Source organism: Clostridium gasigenes (assembly GCF_017348895.1).
GTDB lineage: Bacteria > Bacillota > Clostridia > Clostridiales > Clostridiaceae > Clostridium > Clostridium gasigenes.
Genome location: NZ_CP071376.1, coordinates 839,255 through 864,105, shown reverse-complemented (window position 1 = coordinate 864,105; position 24,851 = coordinate 839,255). Strand labels below are relative to the sequence as shown.

General features: G+C 29.7%; 22 protein-coding genes. 21 read left to right on the top strand and 1 reads right to left on the bottom strand.

Features of this window, described 5'->3' with window-relative positions:
- Positions 1–7 precede the first annotated feature (7 nt).
- Positions 8–1,384: an aldehyde dehydrogenase gene (locus J1C67_RS04200; RefSeq protein ID WP_167866932.1), complete on the top strand. Its 1,377-nt coding sequence runs from the start codon at positions 8–10 to the stop codon at positions 1,382–1,384.
- A gap of 56 nt (positions 1,385–1,440) precedes the next feature.
- Here the strand turns inward: J1C67_RS04200 and J1C67_RS04195 are convergent, their stop codons facing one another.
- The gene (locus J1C67_RS04195) at positions 1,441–4,107 is read right to left on the bottom strand and encodes a cation-translocating P-type ATPase (protein ID WP_167866933.1); all 2,667 of its coding nucleotides are present in this window, start codon (positions 4,105–4,107) and stop codon (positions 1,441–1,443) included.
- Between the two features lie 423 nt (positions 4,108–4,530).
- On the opposite strand from J1C67_RS04195, the gene J1C67_RS04190 reads away from it, so the two are divergent.
- From J1C67_RS04190 to J1C67_RS04095, 20 genes are all read left to right on the top strand, one after another.
- Complete coding sequence (locus J1C67_RS04190; protein WP_089969390.1) at positions 4,531–5,598, top strand: mannose-1-phosphate guanylyltransferase; 1,068 nt, start codon at positions 4,531–4,533, stop codon at positions 5,596–5,598.
- A gap of 278 nt (positions 5,599–5,876) precedes the next feature.
- Complete coding sequence (locus J1C67_RS04185; protein ID WP_089969393.1) at positions 5,877–6,467, top strand: zinc dependent phospholipase C family protein; 591 nt, start codon at positions 5,877–5,879, stop codon at positions 6,465–6,467.
- Between the two features lie 229 nt (positions 6,468–6,696).
- Complete coding sequence (locus J1C67_RS04180; protein ID WP_089969396.1) at positions 6,697–7,059, top strand: ArsR/SmtB family transcription factor; 363 nt, start codon at positions 6,697–6,699, stop codon at positions 7,057–7,059.
- A gap of 37 nt (positions 7,060–7,096) precedes the next feature.
- On the top strand, positions 7,097–9,379 hold the full coding sequence (locus J1C67_RS04175; protein ID WP_089969398.1) for a heavy metal translocating P-type ATPase: 2,283 nt from the start codon (positions 7,097–7,099) through the stop codon (positions 9,377–9,379).
- A 433-nt stretch (positions 9,380–9,812) separates the two neighbouring features.
- The gene (locus J1C67_RS04170) at positions 9,813–10,442 is read left to right on the top strand and encodes a redox-sensing transcriptional repressor Rex (protein WP_089969401.1); all 630 of its coding nucleotides are present in this window, start codon (positions 9,813–9,815) and stop codon (positions 10,440–10,442) included.
- 278 nt (positions 10,443–10,720) lie between these two features.
- Positions 10,721–11,503, top strand: a complete 783-nt coding sequence (locus J1C67_RS04165; protein ID WP_089969404.1) for a short-chain-enoyl-CoA hydratase — start codon at positions 10,721–10,723, stop codon at positions 11,501–11,503.
- A 121-nt stretch (positions 11,504–11,624) separates the two neighbouring features.
- Positions 11,625–12,764, top strand: coding sequence for an acyl-CoA dehydrogenase (locus J1C67_RS04160; RefSeq protein WP_089969407.1), 1,140 nt, complete (start codon positions 11,625–11,627; stop codon positions 12,762–12,764).
- A 13-nt stretch (positions 12,765–12,777) separates the two neighbouring features.
- On the top strand, positions 12,778–13,557 hold the full coding sequence (locus tag J1C67_RS04155) for an electron transfer flavoprotein subunit beta/FixA family protein (RefSeq protein WP_167866934.1): 780 nt from the start codon (positions 12,778–12,780) through the stop codon (positions 13,555–13,557).
- A 21-nt stretch (positions 13,558–13,578) separates the two neighbouring features.
- A complete protein-coding gene (locus J1C67_RS04150) occupies positions 13,579–14,586 on the top strand; it encodes an electron transfer flavoprotein subunit alpha/FixB family protein (protein WP_089969412.1) in 1,008 nt (335 codons plus the stop codon).
- A 233-nt stretch (positions 14,587–14,819) separates the two neighbouring features.
- Positions 14,820–15,668, top strand: coding sequence for a 3-hydroxybutyryl-CoA dehydrogenase (locus tag J1C67_RS04145; protein ID WP_167866935.1), 849 nt, complete (start codon positions 14,820–14,822; stop codon positions 15,666–15,668).
- A gap of 168 nt (positions 15,669–15,836) precedes the next feature.
- Positions 15,837–16,790 carry a DNA-3-methyladenine glycosylase family protein gene (locus J1C67_RS04140; RefSeq protein WP_167866936.1) on the top strand — a complete coding sequence of 318 codons (954 nt, stop codon included), beginning with the start codon at positions 15,837–15,839 and terminating at the stop codon, positions 16,788–16,790.
- Between the two features lie 112 nt (positions 16,791–16,902).
- Positions 16,903–17,463: a hypothetical protein gene (locus J1C67_RS04135; protein WP_167866937.1), complete on the top strand. Its 561-nt coding sequence runs from the start codon at positions 16,903–16,905 to the stop codon at positions 17,461–17,463.
- Positions 17,464–17,713: 250 nt separating this feature from the next.
- Entirely contained in the window at positions 17,714–18,190 is a 477-nt protein-coding gene (gene agaB / locus J1C67_RS04130) for a PTS galactosamine transporter subunit IIB (protein WP_089969422.1), read from the top strand.
- A gap of 93 nt (positions 18,191–18,283) precedes the next feature.
- A complete protein-coding gene (agaW, locus tag J1C67_RS04125) occupies positions 18,284–19,048 on the top strand; it encodes a PTS N-acetylgalactosamine transporter subunit IIC (RefSeq protein WP_089969425.1) in 765 nt (254 codons plus the stop codon).
- Complete coding sequence (locus J1C67_RS04120; protein WP_167866938.1) at positions 19,038–19,877, top strand: PTS system mannose/fructose/sorbose family transporter subunit IID; 840 nt, start codon at positions 19,038–19,040, stop codon at positions 19,875–19,877. Before agaW ends, J1C67_RS04120 begins: the two co-directional genes overlap by 11 nt.
- A 206-nt stretch (positions 19,878–20,083) precedes the next feature.
- Positions 20,084–20,815, top strand: coding sequence for a GntR family transcriptional regulator (locus tag J1C67_RS04115; protein WP_089969431.1), 732 nt, complete (start codon positions 20,084–20,086; stop codon positions 20,813–20,815).
- Between the two features lie 89 nt (positions 20,816–20,904).
- Positions 20,905–22,077: an SIS domain-containing protein gene (locus J1C67_RS04110; protein ID WP_167866939.1), complete on the top strand. Its 1,173-nt coding sequence runs from the start codon at positions 20,905–20,907 to the stop codon at positions 22,075–22,077.
- 37 nt (positions 22,078–22,114) lie between these two features.
- Positions 22,115–22,543 carry a PTS galactosamine/N-acetylgalactosamine transporter subunit IIA gene (gene agaF / locus J1C67_RS04105; RefSeq protein ID WP_167866940.1) on the top strand — a complete coding sequence of 143 codons (429 nt, stop codon included), beginning with the start codon at positions 22,115–22,117 and terminating at the stop codon, positions 22,541–22,543.
- Between the two features lie 28 nt (positions 22,544–22,571).
- The gene (locus J1C67_RS04100; RefSeq protein WP_089969440.1) at positions 22,572–23,429 is read left to right on the top strand and encodes a tagatose bisphosphate family class II aldolase; all 858 of its coding nucleotides are present in this window, start codon (positions 22,572–22,574) and stop codon (positions 23,427–23,429) included.
- A 60-nt stretch (positions 23,430–23,489) separates the two neighbouring features.
- Entirely contained in the window at positions 23,490–24,806 is a 1,317-nt protein-coding gene (locus J1C67_RS04095; protein ID WP_207253559.1) for a class II D-tagatose-bisphosphate aldolase, non-catalytic subunit, read from the top strand.
- The last annotated feature ends 45 nt before the right edge of the window (positions 24,807–24,851 follow it).

The window sequence follows — 24,851 nt, the reverse complement described above, 5'->3', positions numbered from 1 at the left end:
GAAAAATATGATTAAAATAAAAGAAACCTTTGAAAAACAAAAAGAGTTTTATGATACAGGGAAAACTAAAAATATAGATTTTAGAATTAGTAATTTAAAAAAGTTAAGAAAAATAATAAAGAATAATGAAGAGTTGATAATTGAAGCTCTTAAAAAGGACCTTGGAAAATCACCTTTTGAAAGTTATGCAACAGAGATTGGATTGGTTTATGATGAACTAAATATTCATATTAAAAATACTAGAAAATGGGCTAAGAGAGAAAAGAAAAGAAGCCCATTAGTTCATTTCCCAGCGAAGAGTTATATTTATAAGGAACCTTATGGGGTAGCGTTAATAATAGGACCCTTTAATTATCCAATTCAGCTAATATTAGCACCATTAGTTGCAGCTATAGCTGCGGGTAATTGTGTAATATTAAAACCTTCAGAAAATACTATAAACACATCTATTTTATTAGAAAAGATAATAAATGATAATTTTGATGAAAGCTATGTAAAAGTGGTGAATCCTTTAGGTGGAAAAGAGGTAGTTTCATATTTATTAGATTTAAGATTTGATTATATATTCTTTACAGGTAGTGTAGGTGTTGGCAAAATAGTTATGAAAAAAGCTGCTGAAAATTTAATACCTGTAACTTTAGAACTTGGTGGTAAAAGTCCTTGTATTGTGGACAAGGATGCAAAACTAGAGCTTAGTGCGAAAAGATTAGTTTGGGGGAAATTTTTAAATGCAGGTCAGACTTGTGTAGCTCCGGATTATTTATATGTTCATAAGGATATAAAAGAAGAATTTTTGAAAGCTGTGGTAAAGGAAATAAGAAATCAATTTGGAGAAAATATAAAAGAAAGTATAGATTTCACTAGATTAATAAACTTAAAAACATTAGATAGATTAAAGTCGTATATGAATGATGGGGATATATTTTTTGGTGGAGGATATGATGAAAAAGAATTGTATTTTGAACCAACAGTAATAACTAATATAAAGAATAGTTCTAAAATAATGGAAGAAGAAATATTTGGACCAATATTACCTGTTTTAGAATTTGAAGATATAAATGAAGTAATTAGATATGTTAATGATAAAGATAAGCCATTAGCACTATATTACTTCTCTGAAAACAAGGATAATATAGAACATGTTTTAAATAATACTACTGCTGGAGGAGTAACTATAAATGATACTATTATACATGTAGCAAGTGCTTATTTGCCATTTGGAGGAGTAGGTAGTAGCGGTATGGGGTCGTATCATGGTGAGGCAAGCTTCGATACATTTACTCATAGGAAATCAGTAATTAAAAGGGGGACATTTATAGATATTCCAATAAGATATGCCCCGTACAATGATAAAATAAGTATAATAAAGAAATTAATGAAGTAATATTGTATAAAAATAAAAAAAATATCTGAGTTAGATATCTAACTCAGATATTTTTTTTAAGCTATATTTCTTTTATCTTCTTCTATTTTAATATCTTGAGGTGAAGAAGTTTCTTTATTGCCTCCAATAAGATCTTGTATAATTTTTATTATTTGAATTATAACAGTTGGAATAAATGCTAGTAAGTATATCATTCCAATTTGATAAGAATTTAAAGTAGCTACTTCAAATAATTTTTTAAGGAATGGCACAAATAATACTAAGTTTAAGAATAGTACACCTGTTCCAAAAGCCATCCAACTATATCTGTTAGTAAATAATCCAAGTTTAAATATTGATCTATTTCCTCTACAGTTAAAACCGTGGAATAATCTAGCTAAGCATAATGTTGAAAATGCCATTGTTGAGCCTATAGCATTATCATATTTTAAACCAATGGTAAATGCTATAATAGTAAAGATAGCTATAATGAAACCTTCAACAGCTATTTCTAAAATAAAATCTTTCGATAGTATTGATGCGTTAGTGTTTCTAGGTTTATCTTTTAATAAATCTTTACGAGAACGCTCAGTACCAATAGCAATTGCTGGCAGACTATCTGTTAAAAGATTTATAAATAGTAAATGAACTGGAGCAAAAATCATTGGTAATGCCATTAATGAAGCGTATAATACTGAGATTATACCTGAAGCATTACCTGATAATAAGAACTTAATGGCATTTTTAATATTGTTATAAATATTTCTACCATTAGCCACTGCTTTAACAATAGTCGCAAAGTTATCATCTGTTAAAATAACTGATGCAGCATCTTTAGAAACTTCAGTTCCTGTAATACCCATTGCAATTCCGATATCGGCTTGTTTTAATGCAGGAGCATCATTTACACCATCACCTGTCATAGCAACTACTTGCCCTTTTTCTTGCCAAGTTCTAACTATTCTAATTTTATGTTCAGGAGATACTCTAGCATAAACAGAAATAAATTCTATATTTGCATTAAGCTCCTCGTCAGACATTTTATCAAGTTCTAGACCTTCTATAGCTCTGTCGCCATCTCTTAAAATACCAATTTGTTTAGCAATAGCAGAAGCAGTTATTTTATGATCGCCAGTAATCATAATTGGTTTTATACCAGCAGTTATACAATCTGCAACAGCAATTGCTGATTCTTCTCTTGGAGGATCAATCATTGATATTAATCCAATGAAAGTATAGTTATGTTCATCTTCAAGAGTTAATTCAGTTGGCTCAGCTACTTCCTTATAAGCAAAAGCTAAAACTCTAAGTCCGTTTTGGGATAATTGTTTATTTGTATTAATTATATTTTGCTTATCTTCATAAGAAATTTTTCTAACTCCTTCAGAAGTTTTAATGAACTTAATTCTATCTAATAAAACATCAAAAGCACCTTTGGTAAATATTAAATATTTATCATCAAAGTGATGAAGAGTACTCATTAATTTTCTATCCGAATCAAAAGGCAATTCAGCTAATCGTTTAAAATCATTTCTAACTGATAATTCATCAATAGTAAATTTGTGAGATAGGTTTACTAATGCAACTTCAGTTGGATCTCCGATTTCTTTTCCATCTTTTGAAGTGGAATCATTACAAAGTATAGCACTTTTTAATAAATAGTTCTCAACGGAGTTCTCTAGGTTAAGAGTAGTTCCATCAATAAGTTTATTATCAACATAAACTTTGTTAACTGTCATTTTATTTTGAGTTAAAGTACCAGTTTTATCAGAACATATTATAGATACAGAACCTAAACCTTCAACCGCTTTAAGTTTCTTTATAATAGCATGTTCTTTAGCCATTTTTTGAGTTCCAACAGCTAAAACAATAGTAACAATTGAGCTTAATGCTTCTGGAATAGCAGCAACTGCTAAAGCAACAGCAAACATTAGTGAATCAAGAATTGGTACTTCTCTATATATACTAAGTATGAATACTAAAATACATATAGCAAGTATTGCCATAGCAAGCTTTTTACTAAAATCATCTAAGTTAGCTTGCAGAGGTGTTTTCTTTTCTTGAGTTTGATCCATTAAAGTGGCTATTTTACCTAGTTCAGTAGACATACCTGTACCGGTAATTATAACTAAGGCTCTACCATAGGTAACTAAAGAACCGGAAAATACCATATTCTTTTGATCTCCTAAAGCGATTTCTTCCTCTTTAATAGTTTCGATAGTTTTATTAACACTTTCAGATTCTCCAGTTAAAGAACTTTCATTAACTTGAAGTGAATAGTTTTCAATAATTCTACCATCGGCTACAACTAGATCGCCAGCTTCTAAAACTAAAATATCTCCAGGTACAACATCTTTTGAATTTACTTCAACCTTTATACCATTTCTAAAAACTTTAGTGGTAGGAGAGGATAGTGCTTTAAGGCTATCTAAGGATTGTTCAGCTTTAAAATGTTGAACAGTTCCAAGTATCGCATTAAGAATAATAACTGCAAATATAACCAAAGTACTTTCCACGTTGCCTGTGGCCATAGAAATAATAGCTGCAACAATTAAGATACAAACCAGTAAATCTTTAAATTGACTTAAAAATACTTGGAGTACAGTGGCTTTCTTTTTTTCACTTAATTCATTGTGTCCATAGGTTTCTAAATTAGATTTAAATTGATTATCAGATAATCCTTCCTTAGTTACTTTAAAATCATTTAAAGTTTCCTCAGCGGATTTAGAGAAATAATTTTGCATAAAAATGCCTCCTTCAAGGTTTTTAATAGGTACTAAAATCTTTTGTTCATTACATCTAAAATTAATATAGAGTAAAGATGCATAAAAAAGAAAGAGACCTTTAATATAATTCTTACCTAAAATAAGAATTATATTAAAAGTCTCGTAACCAAATTGGTATATAACACCAGGCTTTTAAGGCCGCGATTGTTGATGTTATATTTATTACTACTCCCTTTTAATACAGAGAATTAATATGATAATAAAATTTTATACTTAATAACTTTAAAAGTCAATAAATATAATTATTTGTCGTAAATTTCTTTGTCGATTTTAATGTAAAATATTACAAGATAATATAAAAAATATTAAGATTAATAATTTCACAAAAAAAATATATAGAGCATATAATACTGTAATAGCATTACATGGAGTTGAAAATTAGTGATATACGGGCTTATATTAGCTGGAGGAAAAGGAACTAGGCTTTATCCTTTATCAAGATCAGAAAGGCCAAAGCAATTCTTAAAGGTTATAAACAATAAAAGTTTTTTAGCAAATACTGTAGATAGGATAATTCCTTTAATTAAAAAGGATAATATTTATGTAGTTACAAACCAAGAGTATGAAGAAAAAATAAGGGAAGAATTAGAAGACGTTCAAAAAGAAAATATTTTTACAGAGCCAGAGAACAAAGAAACGGCAACGTGTATAGGGTTATCAGCAGTTAAATTATTAAAAAAAGACAAAGATGCTGTAATGGTAGTTCTACCTTCTGATCATCACATAAAAGGGGAGAAGGATTATATAGAAACATTATCTCAAGCTGTAGATATTGCTAATAAAAGAAAAGGTGTAGTAACCTTAGGAATAGAACCAACAAGGCCAGAAACGGGATATGGATATATTGAAATGGGAGAGAGAATATTAGGCGAAAGAGCATCATACAAAGTTGAAAGATTTACCGAAAAACCTAACACTGAAGTGGCAAAGGATTTTTTGGAAAAAGGAACTTATTTATGGAACTCAGGTATCTTTATTTTTAGAGCAGATGTAATTCTAAGAGAAATAGAAAAATATCTTCCAAGGCTCTATAAATCATTAATGGAAATTTATAGATCAATAGGAGAAGAAAATGAAGAGGAAGTAATAAAAGAGCAATATAAAATAATTGATGGAATATCTATTGACTTTGGAGTAATGCAAAAGACGAGAAGAGCATTTGTAATAAAAAGTGATTTCGAATGGGATGATATTGGAAGTTTTTCAGCGTTAAGTAGGTATTTAAATACCGTTAACACTAATAGTGTTAGTAACAATGTTTATTTAGAAGAATGTACTAATTGTTCTATATTCGGAGAAAAGAATTTAATTATAGGTCTTGGTGTTAAAGATTTAGTGATAGTAGATGCAGGGGACGTAATATTGATTATGGATAAAAATAGAGATCAAGAAATAAAGCATCTATTAAGTAAGTTAAATGAAAAAGAAGAATATGATAAATATGTTTGAATAATAAAAAAGAGATTTATCCTAATAAATTTAAGGATAAATCTTTTTTTTGTTTTAATTTAAAAAAAATAGGAATTCAAAAAAAAGATTAACTATTTTAATCTATATTTAATAGCACAAGAGGTAATATATATAGTAGTAGATAAAAAGTACCGTTTGTGTAATTAATAACTCATTGTTTATATAAACATATAGGACTATGATAACAATATAAAAATAATATAATTTAAATGTTGATGATTTTGAAAAATATATTATAAAAGTAGGTGAAATAAAAGATGTTAATGAATACTCATACAATGTTAGCTAAAGATTTTATATATAATATGGATAGTAATAAAAAAGAGTTGATTAATGAAAATCATTTCATTTGGGGAAATATAAAACCGGATTGTGTTTCTACCTATAAATTTAAGAAGCATTATCTTGATGAAAGCTTAGATATGGTTGTGAATAAGATCCAATTTCTATCATCATTAAGTTTGGAGGATATATATAAGAACCATTATGAAAATAGATTTAGTCAAGAATTGGGTGTTGTTTGCCATTTTTTATGTGACTTTTTCTGTGTTCCCCATAATAAGAGATGGGAATTTAAAAGTGCAAATGTAATGAAAGAACATGTTATGTATGAGAGAGATTTATCTAGAGTAGCTAAAGAATTCAAAATAAGAAAAGATATAGAAAGAAGTATAAACTCCAAAGAAATTAGAAGTTATATTATGGACCTTCAACAAGAATATGAAAAAGTAATGGAATATAATAATGATTTAGATTTTGCATATTATGTATGTCAAAGCGTTATTAATATGATTTTAGATGAAGTACTTATAAATGAAAAGATAAAAGAATATAAGGTTAATCATTAAGTTAGGGAGCATAAAGATAATAACAAGTTGAATAAGCTATTTTAGACGGTTGAGTATTATTTGTTTTCAAATTGTAATTTAAAATAGAACTTACTATTTATAAATAGTAAGTTCTATTTTTGTTGAGTGAATATAACTAAAAGTATAGTTGACAATTTTACTAGGGAAAGCATATAATGAATTAAGAGAAACATATGAGCATATATTCATGTGTTGTAAGGAGCAATTTATGGAGGATAATAATAAAATAGAAAAGTGTAGTTGTAACGTAATTCATAAAGATGTAGTAGAAAAAGTTAGATTATCTATTCCTAAGGAAGAAACACTATATGATTTAGCAGAGTTATTTAAGGTTTTTGGTGATTCAACTAGAATAAAAATATTATGTGCTTTATTTGAAGCAGAAATGTGTGTATGTGATATAGCGAATCTTTTAAATATGACTCAATCAGCTATTTCCCATCAATTAAGAGTTTTAAAGTCTAATAGATTAGTTAAATACAGAAGAGATGGGAAAGTAATATACTATTCATTAGATGATGATCATATAAAGCATATTTTTGACGCAGGACTTAGTCATATAACAGAATAATATAATTCTTAAATTAAAGTTTAAAGGGGGAATAATAATGGAAAAAAAGTTTTTGTTAAATGGATTAGATTGTGCTAATTGCGCAAATAAAATAGAAGATAGGATTAATAAGCTAGAAAGCATTAAAGAAGCCACTGTAAATTTTTCAACTGCTACTTTAATTTTAGAAATAAAAGATGGTTATGAAAAAGAAGATATAATTAATCAAGTAAAAAATATAATTAAAAAATTAGAACCAGGTGTTAAGGTTACGGAGAAAATTGGAAAGGTAGTAGCTAATCGAAATATTAAAAAATGTGAAAGTGCAAAATGTTCAATTAGTGATCATAAACATGAACACTCAAGTGATGATTCAGGATGTTTGGATAAAGGTCATAATCATACAAAGAAAACTAATGTTAACAATGTAGAAGGTAATCATGAATTGCACCATGAAGATAAGCATAAAGAAGAACATGGTCACGACCATTCACATGATGGACAAAGTTTTAAAATAAAAGATAATTTAACTTTAATAATTGGAGCTATAATATACATTATAGCAATTATAACTAATGGTAATGGACTGCTTTCAATAATATTATTTGCAATAAGTTACGGGTTAATAGGTGGAAAAGTTGTTTTAACAGCTATTAGAAATATATTAAGAGGTGAAATTTTTGATGAAAACTTCTTAATGACAGTTGCAACTTTAGGCGCATTTATAATAGGAGAATATCCAGAAGCCGTTGCAGTTATGTTATTTTATGAAGTTGGAGAACTGTTCCAAAGTTATGCAGTTAACCATTCAAGAAAATCAATAACATCATTGATGGATATAAGAGCAGATTATGCAAATATATTAAATGGGAATGATGAAAGAAGAGTGTCACCTGAAGAGGTGGGGGTTGAGGAAATAATTATTGTTAAACCAGGAGAAAGAGTTCCTTTAGATGGAATAGTTATAGAAGGAAAAAGTTTTGTTGATACTAGTGCTTTAACAGGGGAATCAGTTCCAAGAGAAATAACAGTAGATAATGAAATATTAGCAGGATGTATAAATACAAATGGAGTTTTAAAAGTTAAGGTAACTAAAGAATTTGGTGAATCAACTGTAGCTAGAATATTGGAATTAGTTGAAAATGCATCAAATAAAAAAGCTCCAACAGAGAAATTTATAACAAAATTTGCAAAGATATATACTCCAATAGTAGTATTTTCAGCATTGGCATTAGCTATATTACCACCGCTTTTAATACCAGGGCAAACATTTAATATTTGGATATATAGAGCTTTATCATTTTTAGTTGTATCATGTCCTTGTGCGTTAGTTGTTTCAATTCCTTTAGGATTATTTGCAGGAATTGGTGGAGCTTCTAAAAAAGGAATATTAATTAAGGGTGGAAATTACCTTGAAGCTTTAAAAGATATTGATACTGTAGTTTTTGATAAGACAGGAACATTAACTAAAGGTGTATTTAAAGTAACAGAAATAAATGCAGTAGATATAGAAAAAGATAAGTTATTGGAAATTGCAGCTTTAGGTGAGTCACTATCAAATCATCCAATTGCTCAATCAATAGTTAAAGCTTACGGGAAAGAAATTAATAAGGATCAAATTAAAAATTATGAAGAAGTATCTGGCCATGGAATTAGTGTTAAAATTAATGAAGAAGATATACTTCTTGGTAATTATAAATTAATGAATATGTTCAATATAAAATACAATGAAGTAGAATCTATAGGAACAATAATTCATGTAGCAATAAATAAAGAATATAAAGGAAATATAATTATTTCAGATGAGATAAAAGAAGATGCAGCAAATGCTATAAAAGAGTTAAAGAAAATTGGGGTGCATACAACTGTTATGCTAACAGGAGATAGAAAATCAGTGGCAGAAAGAGTTGGAAAAATTATAGGAATAGATAAAGTATTCTCAGAATTATTACCAATAGATAAGGTTGAAAAAATAGAAACATTGCTTAAGGCTAAGAATTCTAAGAGTAAAATAGCGTTTGTAGGAGATGGAATAAATGATGCGCCAGTACTTGCAAGAGCCGATATAGGAATTGCAATGGGGGGAATTGGATCAGATGCAGCAATTGAAGCTGCTGATGTTGTATTGATGAAGGATAATCCAGAATCTTTAGTTGAAGCTATAAAAATAGCTAGAAAAACTAATAAGATTTTATGGCAAAATATAATATTTTCATTAGGAATTAAAGCATTCGTTCTTATACTTGTAGCTTTAGGAATGGCTAGTATGTGGGCAGCAGTTTTTGCAGATGTAGGTGTAACAATAATTGCAGTCCTAAATTCGACAAGATGCCTAAAATAGCCATTGACAAATTTCATCATTTTAAATATAATTAGTGAGGTTAAAAATTTCAGGCGTAGGGATAGCATACAAGATCGTGAATCTTGTTACAGAGCTTGGCTCTGTATTAAATTGTGAGACTTATGTATAACGCATCTGCTACGTTATACATAAGTCTCTTTTTTTTATAAAAATTATTATTTTCAGATGTTATTATAATAAAATTTAAAAGTATGAAAAAATATTTTTATATTAGGAATCTTCAAAAAAAGACTAGTATGTATCTAGTTATTTTTTGAAGATGCCTTAATAATAAAATTTACAACTTTGTTAAATGGATAACTGCTAAAAGTTAAAAATAGAAAAAGTTTAAATATAGATTAAATAAGTAGGATATGATATTATTATATATATTAAATTAAAATAACTAAAATGTTAAGGAGAAGTGTACAGTATGGAAAAGAAAAAGAATATTTCTATGGCTGTAATTAAGCGATTACCTAAATATCATAGATATTTACAAGAGCTAATGAAAAATGATGTTGATAGAATTTCTTCAAAAGAACTTGGGGAAAAAATCGGATTTACAGCTTCGCAAATACGTCAAGATTTGAATTGCTTTGGTGATTTTGGTCAACAAGGCTATGGTTATAATGTTAAGGACTTATATAAGCAAATAAGTTTAATACTTGGATTAAATAAAGATTATAAAACAGTAATAGTAGGTGCTGGAAATATTGGTCAAGCGATTGCAAATTACAGTAGGTTTGCAGAATTAGGTTTGTTTCTGCAAGGTATATTTGATGCTAACCCGAAACTTACAGGTTTAAGAATGATGGGTACAGAAATTCAAGATATAGATAATATGGAACCTTTTCTTCAGGTTAATGATATAGATATTGCTATGATATGTGTACCAAGAATTAATGCTCAAAAAGTATGCGATACCTTAGTTGCAGGTGGAGTAAAAGGTATATGGAATTTTGCACCAGTAGATTTAGTAGTTCCAGAGGATGTTACTGTAGAAAATGTACATCTGTCAGAGAGTTTACTAACGCTAATATATTTATTGCATAAGAGTTAATAATAAAAACTAAATTGTTAAAATTATCGAAAAATTGAAATAAATATTGAAATAATTAAATAGTACGATTATAATAATAGTTGAAGTTTAAAAACTTCGATTATTTTTTACCTATACTTGTTAGAATATTAACAAAGATTAGTGAAAACGATTGGTTTTTTTATGGGCTTCAATAAAAAGCAAGTCAACTTATGAGAAATTTAAATGGGTAAATTTTAACTATGCTAAGTTTATAAATTTAATAAATTAAGCAGATATAAAAGGGGAGGACTTTAAGCATGGAATTAAAAAATGTACTTCTTGAAAAAGAAGGTAATTTAGCTATTGTTACAATCAATAGACCAAAGGCTTTAAATGCTTTAAACTCAGAAACATTAGCAGATCTAGATATTGTTATAACAGATTTAGAAAATGATAATGATATTTACTGCGTAATCCTTACAGGATCAGGAGAAAAAGCTTTTGTTGCAGGAGCTGACATTGCTGAAATGAAAGACCTTAATGAGAAGCAAGGAAAAGAATTTGGTATTCTTGGAAACAAAGTGTTCAGAAGATTAGAAAACTTAGGAAAGCCAGTAATAGCTGCAATATCAGGTTTTGCACTTGGTGGTGGATGTGAACTTGCAATGTCATGTGACATAAGAATAGCATCGGAAAGAGCTAGATTTGGGCAACCTGAAGCAGGGCTTGGAATAACTCCAGGTTTTGGTGGAACTCAAAGACTGCCAAGAATTGTTGGAATTGGAAAAGCTAAAGAATTAATTTATACAGGAGCAATAATTAAGGCTGATGAAGCGTTAAGAATAGGTCTTGTAAATAAAGTTGTTACTTTAGAAAGTCTAATGGAAGAAGCTAAAGCTATGGCAAACATGATAATTGCTAACGCTCCAATTGCAGTTAAATTATGTAAGGATGCAATTAATAGAGGAATGCAAGTAGGCATAGATAGTGCAATAGTAATTGAAGCTGAAGATTTTGGAAAATGTTTTGCGACAGAAGATCAAGTAGAGGGAATGGGTGCTTTCATAGAAAGAAGAACCAAAAACTTCCAAAATAAATAGTCGCAATATTAAATAAATAAAAAATAATATAAATATTCAAACAAATAAAAAGTGTAAGGAGGTTTTTAGAAAGTAATTAATTATTTTCTAAAAAAAGCCTAATTATAAGGAGGTAACTTGAATGAATTTTACATTAACTAGAGAACAAGAATTAGTAAGACAAATGGTTAGAGAGTTCGCTATAAACGAAGTTAAACCAATTGCTGCTGAAATAGATCAAACTGAAAGATTTCCAATGGAAAACGTTGAAAAAATGGCTAAGCTAGGTATGCTTGGGATTCCATTTTCTAAAGAATATGGTGGAGCTGGCGGAGATACTCTTTCATATATCCTAACAGTAGAAGAATTATCAAAGGTTTGTGGTACAACTGGTGTTATAGTATCTGCTCATACTTCACTTTGTGCATCATTAATAAACCAATTTGGTAACGCAGATCAAAAAGTTAAATATTTAACTCCACTTGCAAAAGGTGAAAAGCTTGGAGCCTTTGGGTTAACTGAACCAGGAGCAGGTACAGATGCATCCGGACAACAAACAACTGCTGTTTTAGATGGGGACAACTATATCTTAAATGGTTCAAAAATATTTATAACAAATGGTGGAGTTGCGGAGACTTTCATAATATTTGCAATGACAGATAGAAGCAAGGGAACAAAAGGAATATCAACATTTATAGTTGAAAAAGACTTCCCAGGTTTCTCAATAGGAAAGCATGAAGATAAGCTAGGAATTAGAGCATCTTCAACTACAGAATTAGTTATGCAAAACTGTATAGTTCCAAAGGAAAACTTAATTGGACAAGAAGGTAGAGGATTTGGAGTAGCAATGAAAACACTTGATGGTGGTAGAATTGGTATAGCAGCTCAAGCACTAGGAATTGCAGAAGGAGCTTTAGAAGAAGCTTGCACATATATGAAGGAAAGAAAACAATTCGGTAAACCATTATCAGCATTCCAAGGTTTACAATGGATGATAGCGGATATGGATGTTAGAGTTGAATCAGCTAGACTTTTAGTTTATAAAGCAGCCTTCTTAAAGGATGCAGGTCTTCCATATGCAGTTGATGCAGCAAGAGCAAAACTTGTAGCATCAGAAGTAGCTATGGAAGTTACAACTAAGGCAGTTCAAATCTTTGGTGGATATGGTTACACTAAAGAATACCCAGTAGAAAGAATGATGAGAGACGCTAAGATAACTGAAATTTATGAAGGTACTTCAGAAGTTCAAAAAATGGTTATTGCAGGTAGCGCATTAAGATAAGGAGGAATTATAGATGAATATAGTAGTTTGTTTAAAACAAGTTCCAGATACTGCAGCAGTTAAAATTGATCCAAAAACAGGAACTCTTATTAGAGAGGGTGTTCCTTCAATTATAAATCCAGAAGATAAACATGCATTAGAAGAGGCTTTAAACATAAAGGAAGCTACAGGAGCTACAGTTACAGTAATAAGTATGGGACCTCCTCAAGCACAAAACGCTTTAAGAGAAGCATTATGTATGGGTGCTGATGAAGCAATACTTATAACTGATAGAGCATTTGCAGGAGCTGATACATTAGCAACTTCAAAGGCACTAGCAGGAGCTTTAAAGAAAGTTAAATATGACATAATATTTGCAGGAAGACAAGCAATTGATGGAGATACAGCGCAAGTTGGACCAGAAATAGCTGAACATTTAGATATTCCTCAAGTAACTTATGTTCAAAATGTTAAAATTGAAGAAGATGGTTTGTTAATAAATAGATCATTAGAAGATGGATATGAACTAATAAAAGTTCAAACTCCAGTACTTTTAACTGCAATTAAAGAATTAAATGAGCCAAGATATATGAATGTTCAATATATATTTGATAAAGCTGATAAAAAGATTACTATATGGTCAGCAGATGATATAGAAGTAGATAAAGCAGAACTTGGTCTTAAGGGATCACCAACTAAGGTTAAAAAATCAATGACTAAAGAATTAAAGGGTGTTGGAGAATTAGTTCAAGAAACACCTATGGAAGCTGCTAAATATGTTTTAGCAAAATTAAAGGAAAGACACTATATCTAGTAATTATAGGAGGGGAAAAAGATGAATATAGCAGATTATAATGGCGTTTGGGTATTTGCTGAGCAAAGAGGCGGAGAACTTCAAAAAGTTTCTCTTGAAATACTTGGCGAAGGTAGAAAAATTGCTGATAAATTAGGAGTTAAATTAACTGCTCTTTTACTTGGTGATAATGTTAAGGCTTTAATAGAAGATCTTGGAACACATGGTGCTGACGAAGTACTAGTTGTTGAAAGTGAATTATTAAAAAATTATACAACTGATGGATATACTAAGGTTATCTGTGACTTAGCTAGAGAAAGAAAACCAGGAATATTATTTATTGGAGCTACTTTCATTGGTAGAGATTTAGGACCAAGAGTCGCAGCTAGATTATCAACTGGTTTAACGGCTGACTGTACTGGATTAGATGTAGAAGGTGAACATGGGGATCTTTTAGCTACAAGACCAGCTTTTGGTGGTAACTTAATGGCTACAATTGCTTGCCCAGATCATAGACCACAAATGGCTACAATAAGACCAGGAGTTTTCACAAAACTTCCAAAATCAGAAGCAGAATTTGTTACTGAAATAGTTGAAGTAAACTTAGTAGATAGTGATATAAGAACTAAGATTATTGAAATAGTTAAGGAAAACAAGGATATAGTTGATATTGGTGAAGCTAATATAATAGTATCAGGTGGTAGAGGTGTTTCAACAAAAGAAAACTTCGAACTATTAGATGAGTTAGCTGAAGTTTTAGGTGGAACTGTTGCAGGTTCAAGAGCAGCTATAGATAATGGTTGGATCGATAAGGCTTACCAAGTTGGTCAAACTGGTAAAACTGTAAGACCAAACATCTATATAGCGTGTGGAATATCAGGAGCTATACAACATGTTGCTGGTATGCAAGATGCAGATATGATAATAGCTATAAACAAAGATGCAGGAGCTCCAATTATGAAAATTGCAGATTATGCAATTGTTGGAGATGTAGCTAAGGTATTACCAGAAATGATATCTCAAGCAAAGGCTATGAAAGACGCTGAATAAGCAGTTATAGTTAATTATTGGACATATTAATTTATGAGAATTAATAGGGATATTCGATTAGAAATACTCTGTATATATGGTTAAATTATAGGATGAGGAAGCAGGATTTAGGGTAAGGGAGCGGAAAGAAAATAAACTGAAATCTGACTAATTATTTTTTGAAGTTCCTTAAGTACTACTTCCTCAACTAGGGATAGATGTAGATAAATTTAAAATTTAGGAGGGTATATATTATGGAAAAAATATTTGTACTTGGTGCTGGAACAATGGGAGCTGGAATAGTTCAAGCTTTTGCACAAAAAGGACATGAAGTTATAGTTAGAGATATAAAAGAAGAATTCGTTGAAAGAGGAATAGCTGGAATAAATAAAGGTTTAAGCAGACAAGTTGCTAAGGGGAAGATGACTGAAGAAGCTAAAGAAGAAATACTTTCAAGAATATCAGGAACTACAGATTTGAATTTAGCTGCAGATTGTGACTTAGTTGTTGAAGCAGCAGTTGAAAATATGAAGATTAAAAGAGAAATATTTGCTGAATTAGACCTTATCTGTAAACCAGAAACTATCTTAGCTTCAAATACTTCATCTTTATCAATAACTGAAGTAGCATCAGCTACAAAAAGAGCAGACAAGGTTATAGGAATGCATTTCTTTAATCCAGCTCCAGTTATGAAATTAGTTGAAATTATTAAGGGAATGGCTACATCACAAGAAACTTTTGATACAGTTAAAACTTTATCAATAGCTATTGGAAAAGAGCCAGTAGAAGTTGCAGAAGCTCCAGGGTTTGTTGTTAACAGAATACTTATTCCTATGATAAACGAAGCAACAGCTATATTAGCAGAAGGAATAGCTTCAGTAGAAGATATTGACACTGCAATGAAATATGGTGCTAATCACCCAATGGGACCTTTAGCACTTGGTGATTTAATAGGATTAGATGTTTGCTTAGCAATCATGGATGTTTTATACAGTGAAACAGGAGATACTAAGTATAGAGCTACTAGTCTTTTAAGAAAGTATGTTAGAGCTGGATGGCTTGGTAGAAAATCAGGTAGAGGTTTCTACGATTATTCAAAATAAGATCATAAATATAAAAAAGAGCCATATTTCAATTAGTTTATTGAAATATGGCTCTTTTTAGTTGGTGATTTATAGTATAAAGTTGTTGTAGTAAAAAAATATTTAGAAAATTCAAATTTATGTGATATAATCTTCGATAAGATATATCAATTAGAAGGAGGGAAACTTATGGACTTTAAAGAGGTTATTTTTAAAGCAGATAAAGTTATAATAAAAGAAGTAAAGAATTTCAGTATAAAACAAATATTAGAGTGTGGGCAATGTTTCAGATGGGAAAAGATAAGTGATACAAATTACATAATAGTTGCCTATAGTAAGGTAATAGAAGTGGTGCAAAATGACGATGAAGTTACAATACTAAATACTAATGAGGAGGATTTTAAAAAAATTTGGATTAAGTATTTTGATTTAGAAACAGATTATAGCACTATAAAATTAGAACTCTCAAAAGATGAAATTCTTAAGAAAAGTGTTCAGTATGGATATGGAATTAGAATATTAAATCAAGATTCCTTTGAAATGTTAATAAGTTTTATAGTTTCAGCAAGAAATAGTATTCCTTCAATTATGAAAACTATTAAGAAGATGTCAGAGCAATGGGGAAATGAAATTGAGTATAAAGGAAAAAAATATCATACATTTCCAACTCCAAATGCTATTAAAGAAGCTAGCCTAGAAGAAATTCAAGGTACAGGTGCTTCGTTTAGAAGTAAATATATAATAAGCACAATAGAAAGAGTAAATGGAGCTATAGAATTAAAAGAAGATATGGTTCTTAATCCAGATAAATATAATTTTACAGAAGAAACCAGACCAGAAATATTAGATTATGATTTAGAATATATAAAGAATTTAAATGATGATTCGTGTCATATAGCTTTGCAAAAATTTATGGGCGTAGGAGCAAAGGTTGCAGATTGTATAATGTTATTCTCAATGGGGAAACATTCATCATTTCCAGTAGATGTTTGGATAAAAAGAGCAATGATTCACTTTTACGTGGCACCAGATGTCACTTTACCTAAAATGAGAATATTTGCAAGAAATAAATTTGGATCACTTTCAGGTCTTGCACAACAATATTTATTTTACTATGCAAGAGAAAATAATATTAAGGTTTAGTGTTTAAATAAAAATGTTAATAATTTATAATTTAAGTCATATTAATAAAGTAGAATGTTAATTATAAAAAAATGTATGAGAGGATAATTAGAAAAGGGGGAGTAGGGTAATTATGAAATATTTAATAGCTATAGTCTTATTAATAGTAATTTCTTTTATATCAATTTTAGGTACAATGTCTTTAATAAATAAAGATGATAAATTAAAGGATAATTTTAAAGCCTCATCCGTATTTATGGTTGTAACATTACCTATAATATCATTAGTTGGAGGAATATTATTTCTGATATTTAAGTTAATTGCAGTTATAATGAAACTACAAGCCTCTACTTTTGCAATATTTATAGTTGCAATAGCTGGAGCGGTTAGTATATTTATATGCGACTTTATAACTAAAAAAATAATGATTGGAATAAGTACTAAATATTTTGCTAGCAAATATAAAAATAAGGAATTAACAGAAAAAGAAATGATGATAATCTTAGAAAATAAGCAAAAGACATTTAATATATATAGTTTAGTAATAATGTTTTGTATTAATATGATTATATACTTTATGGTTATGATTGCTACATCGGTTGATTACACTGCTACATTTTTAATTATTATTTCTATGATAAGTTTATTTACTTATAAGGTATTATTTAGAAAAAATATAACTACTGGTAATTAACTGCTTAAAAATAAACTGTAATAATAAAAACAAATAGAACTACGATTTTTTATGAAAATCGTAGTTCTATTTGTTTTTGAGGCATAAATTAATATTATGCCTTAAAATAAAAGAAAAAGTGTATTATAAATTGAAAAAAGTATTGACAAGATAAGTGAAAACTTTTACAATAGAGACAAGTGGTAATTACCAATAACGAATAAGTGTAACTGGTATTGAAGGTTAACTTTTAATTTTATGGAGGTGCAACATGGCAAATATATTATTGACAAGAGTAGATAATAGATTAATTCACGGACAAGTTGGAGTAACTTGGGTAAATCATTTAGGCGCTAATTTAATATTAGTTGCTAATGATGAGGTATCAAAAGATACAATACAACAAAGTTTAATGGAAATGGTAGTTCCAGACTGTATAGCAACAAGATTTTTTTCGATAGAAAAGACTATTAACGTAATTGAAAAAGCATCACCTAAACAAAAAATATTTTTAGTATGTAAAACACCACAAGATGCGTTAAGACTAGTAGAAGGTGGCGTGAAAATAACGGAAATTAATATTGGTAATATGCATTTTAGTGAAGGGAAAGAACAAATATCATCAACAGTTTCATTAGATGAAGATGATAAGAAGACTTTAAGAAAATTACATGAATTAGGAGTGAAAATAGAACAAAGAAGAGTTCCAGATGAAAGAGTGGAAGTAGATTTATTAAAACATATTTAAAATATCATTAATAAAATATTTCTAGTTTAAATTGTGTTTATTTTAAATTAATATATTTAAAAAAAACAATTAATAAAAGGGGAGGAAAATTTTATGTTTGTACAGGCGTTATTAATCGGTATCTGGGCTGGTATTGCTGGTATTGATATGTTTGATGGGTTAACTCACATTCATAGACCACTAGTAACTGGGCTAGTAATTGGACTTATTTTAGGAGACATGAGAACAGGACTTATTGTAGGAGCTACATTAGAATTAGTATGGATGGGTATGGTGCCTTTGGCAGGTGCACAACCACCAAATGTGGTTATAGGGGGTATAATTGGTACAAGTATAGCTATACTTGCTAAATTAGAACCGGCAGCAGCGGTTGGTATTGCAGTTCCTTTTGCAGTAGCAGCACAAGCTGGTATAACTTTATTATTTACAGCATTTTCTCCAGTAATGCATAAAGCAGATAAATATGCGGCTGATGCGGATACAGGTGGAATAGAAAGAATTAATTACATGGGAATGGCAATATTATTTATATCTTACTTCATATGTGGATTTTTACCAATATTCTTTGGTGCAGATAAAGCAGCTACAATTGTGGGAATGATACCAACACCTTTTATTGAAGGATTATCAGTAGCAGGTGGAATGATGCCAGCTATTGGGTTTGCAATGTTATTAAAAATAATGTTAAAGAAAGAGTATGTTTGTTTCTTAATAGGTGGGTTTGTACTTGTTACATGGTTTAAAATATCAATAATAGGACTTGCTTTAGTAGGATTAGCTATAGCCATGTATGATTATTATGCAAGTGAAAGTAGAGGAACACAAATAGTGAAGGAGGAGTTTGAAGATGGAATCTAATTATCAATACAAGGATACTAGTACACCAAAAGTAATTACTAAAAAAGATTTAAACAAAATGGCATGGCGTTCATGTTTGTTACAAGCTTCTTTTAACTTTGAAAGAATGCAGGCTTGTGGACTCGTATATTCATTGATTCCAGGTCTAAAGAAAATTCATAAAAATAAAGAGGATTTAGGGTCAGCGATGACCGATTATATGGAGTTCTTTAACACTCATCCCTTCTTAATTACATTTATAATGGGACTTGTAGTAGCCATGGAAGAAAATAAAGAAGATAGAAATACAATTAGAGCAATAAAGATTGCTACAATGGGACCTTTAGGTGGAATCGGAGATGCATTATTCTGGTTAACAGCGCTACCAATTTGTGCTGGTATTGGAATATCATTAGCTCAAGAAGGTAACCCAGCAGGACCTATAGTCTTTTTGGTATTATTTAATGTAATACATTTTTCTTTAAGATTTGGTTTGATGAAGTATGGTTATAACACTGGTGTTAGTGCTATTGCAACATTAAAAGAACAAACTAAGAAAATTTCACATGCAGCTTCAATATTAGGGTTAACAGTAGTTGGCGGACTTATAGCTTCAATGGTTACCTTAAAAACTCCTTTAGTTTTAACAGCAGGAAAAGCGGTAGTTGCAATTCAAGCAGATGTTCTTGATAAACTTATGCCAAACTTATTACCTCTTTTATATACTTTATTAATATACAAATTATTAAAGAAAGGATATTCACCAATTAAGTTAATATTCTTTACAGTTATACTAGGTGTAGTAGCTAAGTATATCGGAGTAATATTTGTTGGTGTGAATATATTATAAAAATTTAAAAAATTGGACTATGCCAAGGCTAAAAGGTGTAGTCCTTGTTATTTTTTTAAAAATGTCTTAAAAAGTAATTGACAATATATAACGAAAGATTTAGAATAAATACAAGTGGTAATTACCATTATAAACAATTAATATAAATTAGTTTTTAATTTTTGTATAAATATAGTTTATATGAAAAAGTATAAGGAGATAAGAACATGGAAATCATTGATAAGAGTTCTAGAACACCATTATATTCACAATTAATGGAAGTCTTAATAGGTAAAATAGAAAAAACAATGGATGATAATGATCAATTGCCTTCAGAAAGAGAAATTTGCGAAACTTATGATTTAAGCAGAACAACAGTGAGGCAAGCGTTAGATGAACTAGAAAAGGAAAATTATATATATAAGATTCATGGAAAAGGTACATTTATATCACCAAAGAGATATAATCAAGATTTAATATCTTTTTACTCATTTACAGAAGAAATGAAAAAAGCAGGTAGGAAACCAAAGTCAGAGGTTATAGGATTTGAACTAAGAGAATCAGGAGAAAAATTGGCTAATATATTCAAACAAAATAAAGATGATCTTGTTTATAAAATAACTAGAATAAGAAAAGCAGATGAAATTCCTATGATGTATGAAGTAACATACTTACCTTTTGGAAGGTTCGAGGAATTAACAAAAGAAAAATTAGAAAAAAATCCAATGTATGAAGTATTTTTATCAGAATATAATGCTAGGATAACATCAGCAGAGGAAGTTTTTGAGCCTATTCTTACAAATAAATTAGAAAGTGTCTATTTAGGAATTAAAGAGGGTTCACCAAGTTTGAAAATAGAGAGGTTCACCTGTGAAGGCAGTAAAATAATAGAGTATACTGTAGGAATAGCAAGAGGGGACAAATTTAAGTATAGAGTTCAATTAAGTAATACAAAATAAAATGCTAAAAATAAAAAAATATAGAAAAAAGAAATAAAAAAATTTATAACAACTGGTAATGATGACATTAACAGTATGGAGGGGTAAATATGTTATTTGGAATGTCAAAAAAAAGTGTGGATGATGCAGGTGCTATATATACAGCAACAGAAATTAATCAACAGCCTGAAATGTGGGAAAAAGTATATTCTATAGTAAATGAAAGTAAAGAAAAAATTCAAGAATTTATAGGAAAGAAATTAACTAAAAATACTAGAATAATATTAACTGGTGCAGGTACATCAGATTATGTAGGAGATACAATAGTACTTCATTTAGCAAAACAACTAAATGTAAGAGTGGAGGCTATTGCTACAACAGATTTAGTATCGAATCCAGAAAAATATATAGAAGAGAAAACACCTACTATATTAGTATCATATGCAAGATCTGGCAATAGTCCTGAAAGTGTAGGAGCCTATGATATATTTAAAAATAATGTTAATGATATAGCACAACTGGTAATTACCTGCAATGAAAATGGACAACTAGCAAAGAAGGCAGCAGAAAGTAGTAATAATTTATGTTTGTTAATGCCAAAGGAATCAAATGATAAAAGCTTTGCAATGACAAGCTCATTTAGCTGTATGCTACTTGCGTCATTATTAGTGTTTGATATTAAAAATTTAGAAAAAAATAAAGCGTATGTTGATATTGTAACTGCTAAAGGAATCGATATCTTAAATAATAATTGGAAAGATGTAAAAGAATTAGTTGATTACAATTGCGAAAGAGTAGTTTACCTAGGATCTGGCCCGTTAAAAGGATTATGTCAAGAAATGGCTCTTAAAAATCTAGAGTTAACTAGTGGAAAGACAATTACAGTTTGTGAATCGGTATTAGGGTTTAGACATGGACCTAAATCAATAATAAATGATAATACATTAGTGATTATAATGAATTCTACAGATGAGCATACAAATCTTTATGATATGGATCTAATAAGAGAAATACACAATGATTTAGGAAATCATAAGTTATGCGTTATGAGTTATAAGAATAATGAAGAATTAAATGGATTGTGTACTAAATATATAAATATAGATGGAAAAGATATTCCTGAAATATATACTGTATTTAATTATATGCTACTTGGTCAAATGTTTGGGTTATTTAGCTCATTGAAACTTGGAATATCTCCAGATAATCCAAGACCTGATGGAACAGTTAATAGAGTTGTACAAGGTGTAACAATACACAAATATGATAAAAAATTAAGATAAATAAAAAATGAAACAATAATGATATGGAGGCTTTATTATGGTTGGAATAATAGTAACGGGGCATGGTAAGTTTGCAACAGGTCTTATAAGTTCTATGGAACTTATTGCAGGGGCACAAGAAAATGTTATAGGAGTAGATTTCCTTGAAGAGGACACTACGGAATCATTAGAAAAAATGATAGAAGAAGCTATTAATAAATTAGGTGATGAAGTGTTGGTTTTATCAGATTTAGCAGGGGCTTCGCCTTTTAGAGCAGCGGCTGGGTTAAGTCAGAAAATAAAAGAAAAAAATATAGAAGTAATTGCTGGAACTAATTTAGGAATGCTGCTTGAAGTTTCATTATGCAGAACGGGAATGTGCAGTTTGGAGTTATTGAAAATGGCAGTAGATGCAGGGACAAGTGCAATAAAAATATTTAAAATAAAGAAAAGAGAAGAAGCAGTAGAAGAAATCGATGGGATATAGAAAAAATATGAAATAGGGGGAGATTTAAATGAAAAAAATATTATCTACAAGAGAAATGTTATTAAAAGCACAAAAAGGTGGATATGCTGTGCCCGCATTTAATATTCACAATTTAGAGACGCTACAAGTTGTTGTTGAAACAGCAGCAGAATTAAATTCACCAGTTATATTAGCAGGAACACCGTCAACAATTGTATATGCTGGTGGGGAGTATATTGTAGGGATGGCTGAAGTAGCAGCTGAAAAATATAATATACCAATAGCAATACATTTAGATCATTATGAAAATATTGAAGAAATAAAACATTATGTTGATTTGGGATTTAAATCAACTATGATAGATGCTTCACATGAGGATTTTATAAACAATATCAAAGCAGTACAAGATGTTGTTGAATATGCACATAGATTTGATGCGACAGTTGAGGCGGAACTTGGAAGACTTGGTGGACAAGAAGATGATTTAATAGTAGATGAAAAAGATTCAATGTACACTAATGCAGATCAAGCAAAAGAATTTGTAGAAAAGACTGGTATAGATTCTTTAGCAATTGCTATAGGTACAGCTCATGGATTATATAAAGGTAAAGCAAAGCTTGATTTTGAAAGATTAAAAGAAATAAGATCAAAGGTAAATGTTCCTTTAGTTTTACATGGAGCTTCAGATGTTCCAGATGAATTAGTTAAGAAAGCTATATCATTAGGAATATGTAAAGTTAATGTAGCTACAGATTTAAAAATACCGTTTTCAAATGAAGTAAAAAAATACTTTATAGAAAATCCAGAAGCAAATGATCCAAGAAAATATATGACTCCAGGTAAAGAAGCTATGAGAGAAATAGTTAAGCATAAAATAATGGTATGCGGAAGTAATGGAAAAGCTTAAGATATTTAATTGCAAAATTATTTAGTATGCTAAAGGCATATTGGAAAAGAGGAGATATATATGCATCCAATTAAAGAAATTGTGAGTAAATACAAAAATGGAGAAAAAGCAGGGATTTTTTCGGTATGTAGTTCAAATAGATATGTTATTGAAGCTTCTATGGATAGATTAAGATATAGTAAGTTATATCTATTAATAGAATCTACAGCTAACCAAGTTGATCAGTTTGGCGGTTATACAGGAATGAAACCAAAAGATTTTGTGAATTATATATACGAACTTGCTAAAAATAATGAATTTCCAAGAGACCGTATAATTTTAGGTGGCGATCATTTAGGCCCATTAACTTGGACAAACATAGAACCACAAGAAGCCATGGAAAACGCTAAAGAATTAGTTAAAGCATATGTATTAGCTGGATTTACTAAAATACACATAGATACAAGTATGCCCCTAAAAGGAGATCAGGAAAACGGAATATATAATGATATACTAATAGCTAAAAGAGCAGCTTTCCTGTGTAAAGTATCAGAAGAGGCATATAGTGAATTGGCAAAGGAAGAACCTGCTGCAATTCATCCTGTTTATGTAATAGGAAGTGAAGTTCCAATTCCAGGTGGAGCTCAAGCTTCAGATGAGGAAGAAGAAGGCATAGCTGTTACTAAGGTTGAAAATTTAAAAACTACAATAGAAACATTTAAGCAAGAATTTAAGGGAATTGGAATAGAAAGTGCTTGGGATTATATAGTTGGGATTGTTGTTCAACCAGGTGTAGAATTTAGTAGTGATTATGTATGGGGATACAAAAGAGATAAGGCAAAGGCATTGACGGAAGCTTTAGAAGATTACCCAGAATTAGTTTTTGAAGCACATTCAACAGATTATCAATCACCAAAGGCATTAATGGAAATGGTTGAAGATGGATTTAGTATATTAAAAGTAGGCCCAGCATTAACTTTTGGATTTAGAGAAGGGGCATTTGCCCTTAATAATATAGAAAATGAATTGTTAAAATATAATTCATCCGTTGAATTATCTAAATTCATAGATATATTAGATTTTAATATGGCTAAATACCCCAAGGATTGGGAAAAACATTATTCAGGAAAGAGCGAAAAGGTTAAATTAGAGAGAAGATATAGCCTGTCAGATAGATGTAGATACTATATGCCAAGAGAAGAAGTTAATTATGCATTAGAAAAAATGATAGAGAACTTAAATTTAGTAGAAATTCCTATAACGGTAGTAAGCCAATTTATGCATAATCAATATAAAAAGATTAGAGATGGAGAAATGGAGCTTACAGCAATAAATCTATTAAAGGATAGAATAGGCGAATATATAGATGATTATATATACGCTGTAAGTGAACTTTAAAAAAAAATTAGTAAATAATAAAACTATGGTCTAAGTATTTGGAAA

What these genes read in the sequence shown, in the direction of transcription:
- J1C67_RS04150 (WP_089969412.1), top strand. Translation starts at nt 13,579, where the DNA reads ATGAATATAGCAGATTATAATGGCGTTTGGGTATTTGCTGAGCAAAGA.
- agaB (WP_089969422.1), top strand. Translation starts at nt 17,714, where the DNA reads ATGGCAAATATATTATTGACAAGAGTAGATAATAGATTAATTCACGGA.
- agaW (WP_089969425.1), top strand. Translation starts at nt 18,284, where the DNA reads ATGTTTGTACAGGCGTTATTAATCGGTATCTGGGCTGGTATTGCTGGT.
- J1C67_RS04110 (WP_167866939.1), top strand. Translation starts at nt 20,905, where the DNA reads ATGTTATTTGGAATGTCAAAAAAAAGTGTGGATGATGCAGGTGCTATA.
- J1C67_RS04140 (WP_167866936.1), top strand. Translation starts at nt 15,837, where the DNA reads ATGGACTTTAAAGAGGTTATTTTTAAAGCAGATAAAGTTATAATAAAA.
- J1C67_RS04195 (WP_167866933.1), bottom strand. Translation starts at nt 4,107, where the DNA reads ATGCAAAATTATTTCTCTAAATCCGCTGAGGAAACTTTAAATGATTTT.
- J1C67_RS04120 (WP_167866938.1), top strand. Translation starts at nt 19,038, where the DNA reads ATGGAATCTAATTATCAATACAAGGATACTAGTACACCAAAAGTAATT.
- J1C67_RS04175 (WP_089969398.1), top strand. Translation starts at nt 7,097, where the DNA reads ATGGAAAAAAAGTTTTTGTTAAATGGATTAGATTGTGCTAATTGCGCA.
- J1C67_RS04170 (WP_089969401.1), top strand. Translation starts at nt 9,813, where the DNA reads ATGGAAAAGAAAAAGAATATTTCTATGGCTGTAATTAAGCGATTACCT.
- J1C67_RS04185 (WP_089969393.1), top strand. Translation starts at nt 5,877, where the DNA reads ATGTTAATGAATACTCATACAATGTTAGCTAAAGATTTTATATATAAT.
- J1C67_RS04115 (WP_089969431.1), top strand. Translation starts at nt 20,084, where the DNA reads ATGGAAATCATTGATAAGAGTTCTAGAACACCATTATATTCACAATTA.
- J1C67_RS04145 (WP_167866935.1), top strand. Translation starts at nt 14,820, where the DNA reads ATGGAAAAAATATTTGTACTTGGTGCTGGAACAATGGGAGCTGGAATA.
- J1C67_RS04095 (WP_207253559.1), top strand. Translation starts at nt 23,490, where the DNA reads ATGCATCCAATTAAAGAAATTGTGAGTAAATACAAAAATGGAGAAAAA.
- agaF (WP_167866940.1), top strand. Translation starts at nt 22,115, where the DNA reads ATGGTTGGAATAATAGTAACGGGGCATGGTAAGTTTGCAACAGGTCTT.
- J1C67_RS04155 (WP_167866934.1), top strand. Translation starts at nt 12,778, where the DNA reads ATGAATATAGTAGTTTGTTTAAAACAAGTTCCAGATACTGCAGCAGTT.
- J1C67_RS04160 (WP_089969407.1), top strand. Translation starts at nt 11,625, where the DNA reads ATGAATTTTACATTAACTAGAGAACAAGAATTAGTAAGACAAATGGTT.
- J1C67_RS04165 (WP_089969404.1), top strand. Translation starts at nt 10,721, where the DNA reads ATGGAATTAAAAAATGTACTTCTTGAAAAAGAAGGTAATTTAGCTATT.
- J1C67_RS04180 (WP_089969396.1), top strand. Translation starts at nt 6,697, where the DNA reads ATGGAGGATAATAATAAAATAGAAAAGTGTAGTTGTAACGTAATTCAT.
- J1C67_RS04135 (WP_167866937.1), top strand. Translation starts at nt 16,903, where the DNA reads ATGAAATATTTAATAGCTATAGTCTTATTAATAGTAATTTCTTTTATA.
- J1C67_RS04200 (WP_167866932.1), top strand. Translation starts at nt 8, where the DNA reads ATGATTAAAATAAAAGAAACCTTTGAAAAACAAAAAGAGTTTTATGAT.
- J1C67_RS04100 (WP_089969440.1), top strand. Translation starts at nt 22,572, where the DNA reads ATGAAAAAAATATTATCTACAAGAGAAATGTTATTAAAAGCACAAAAA.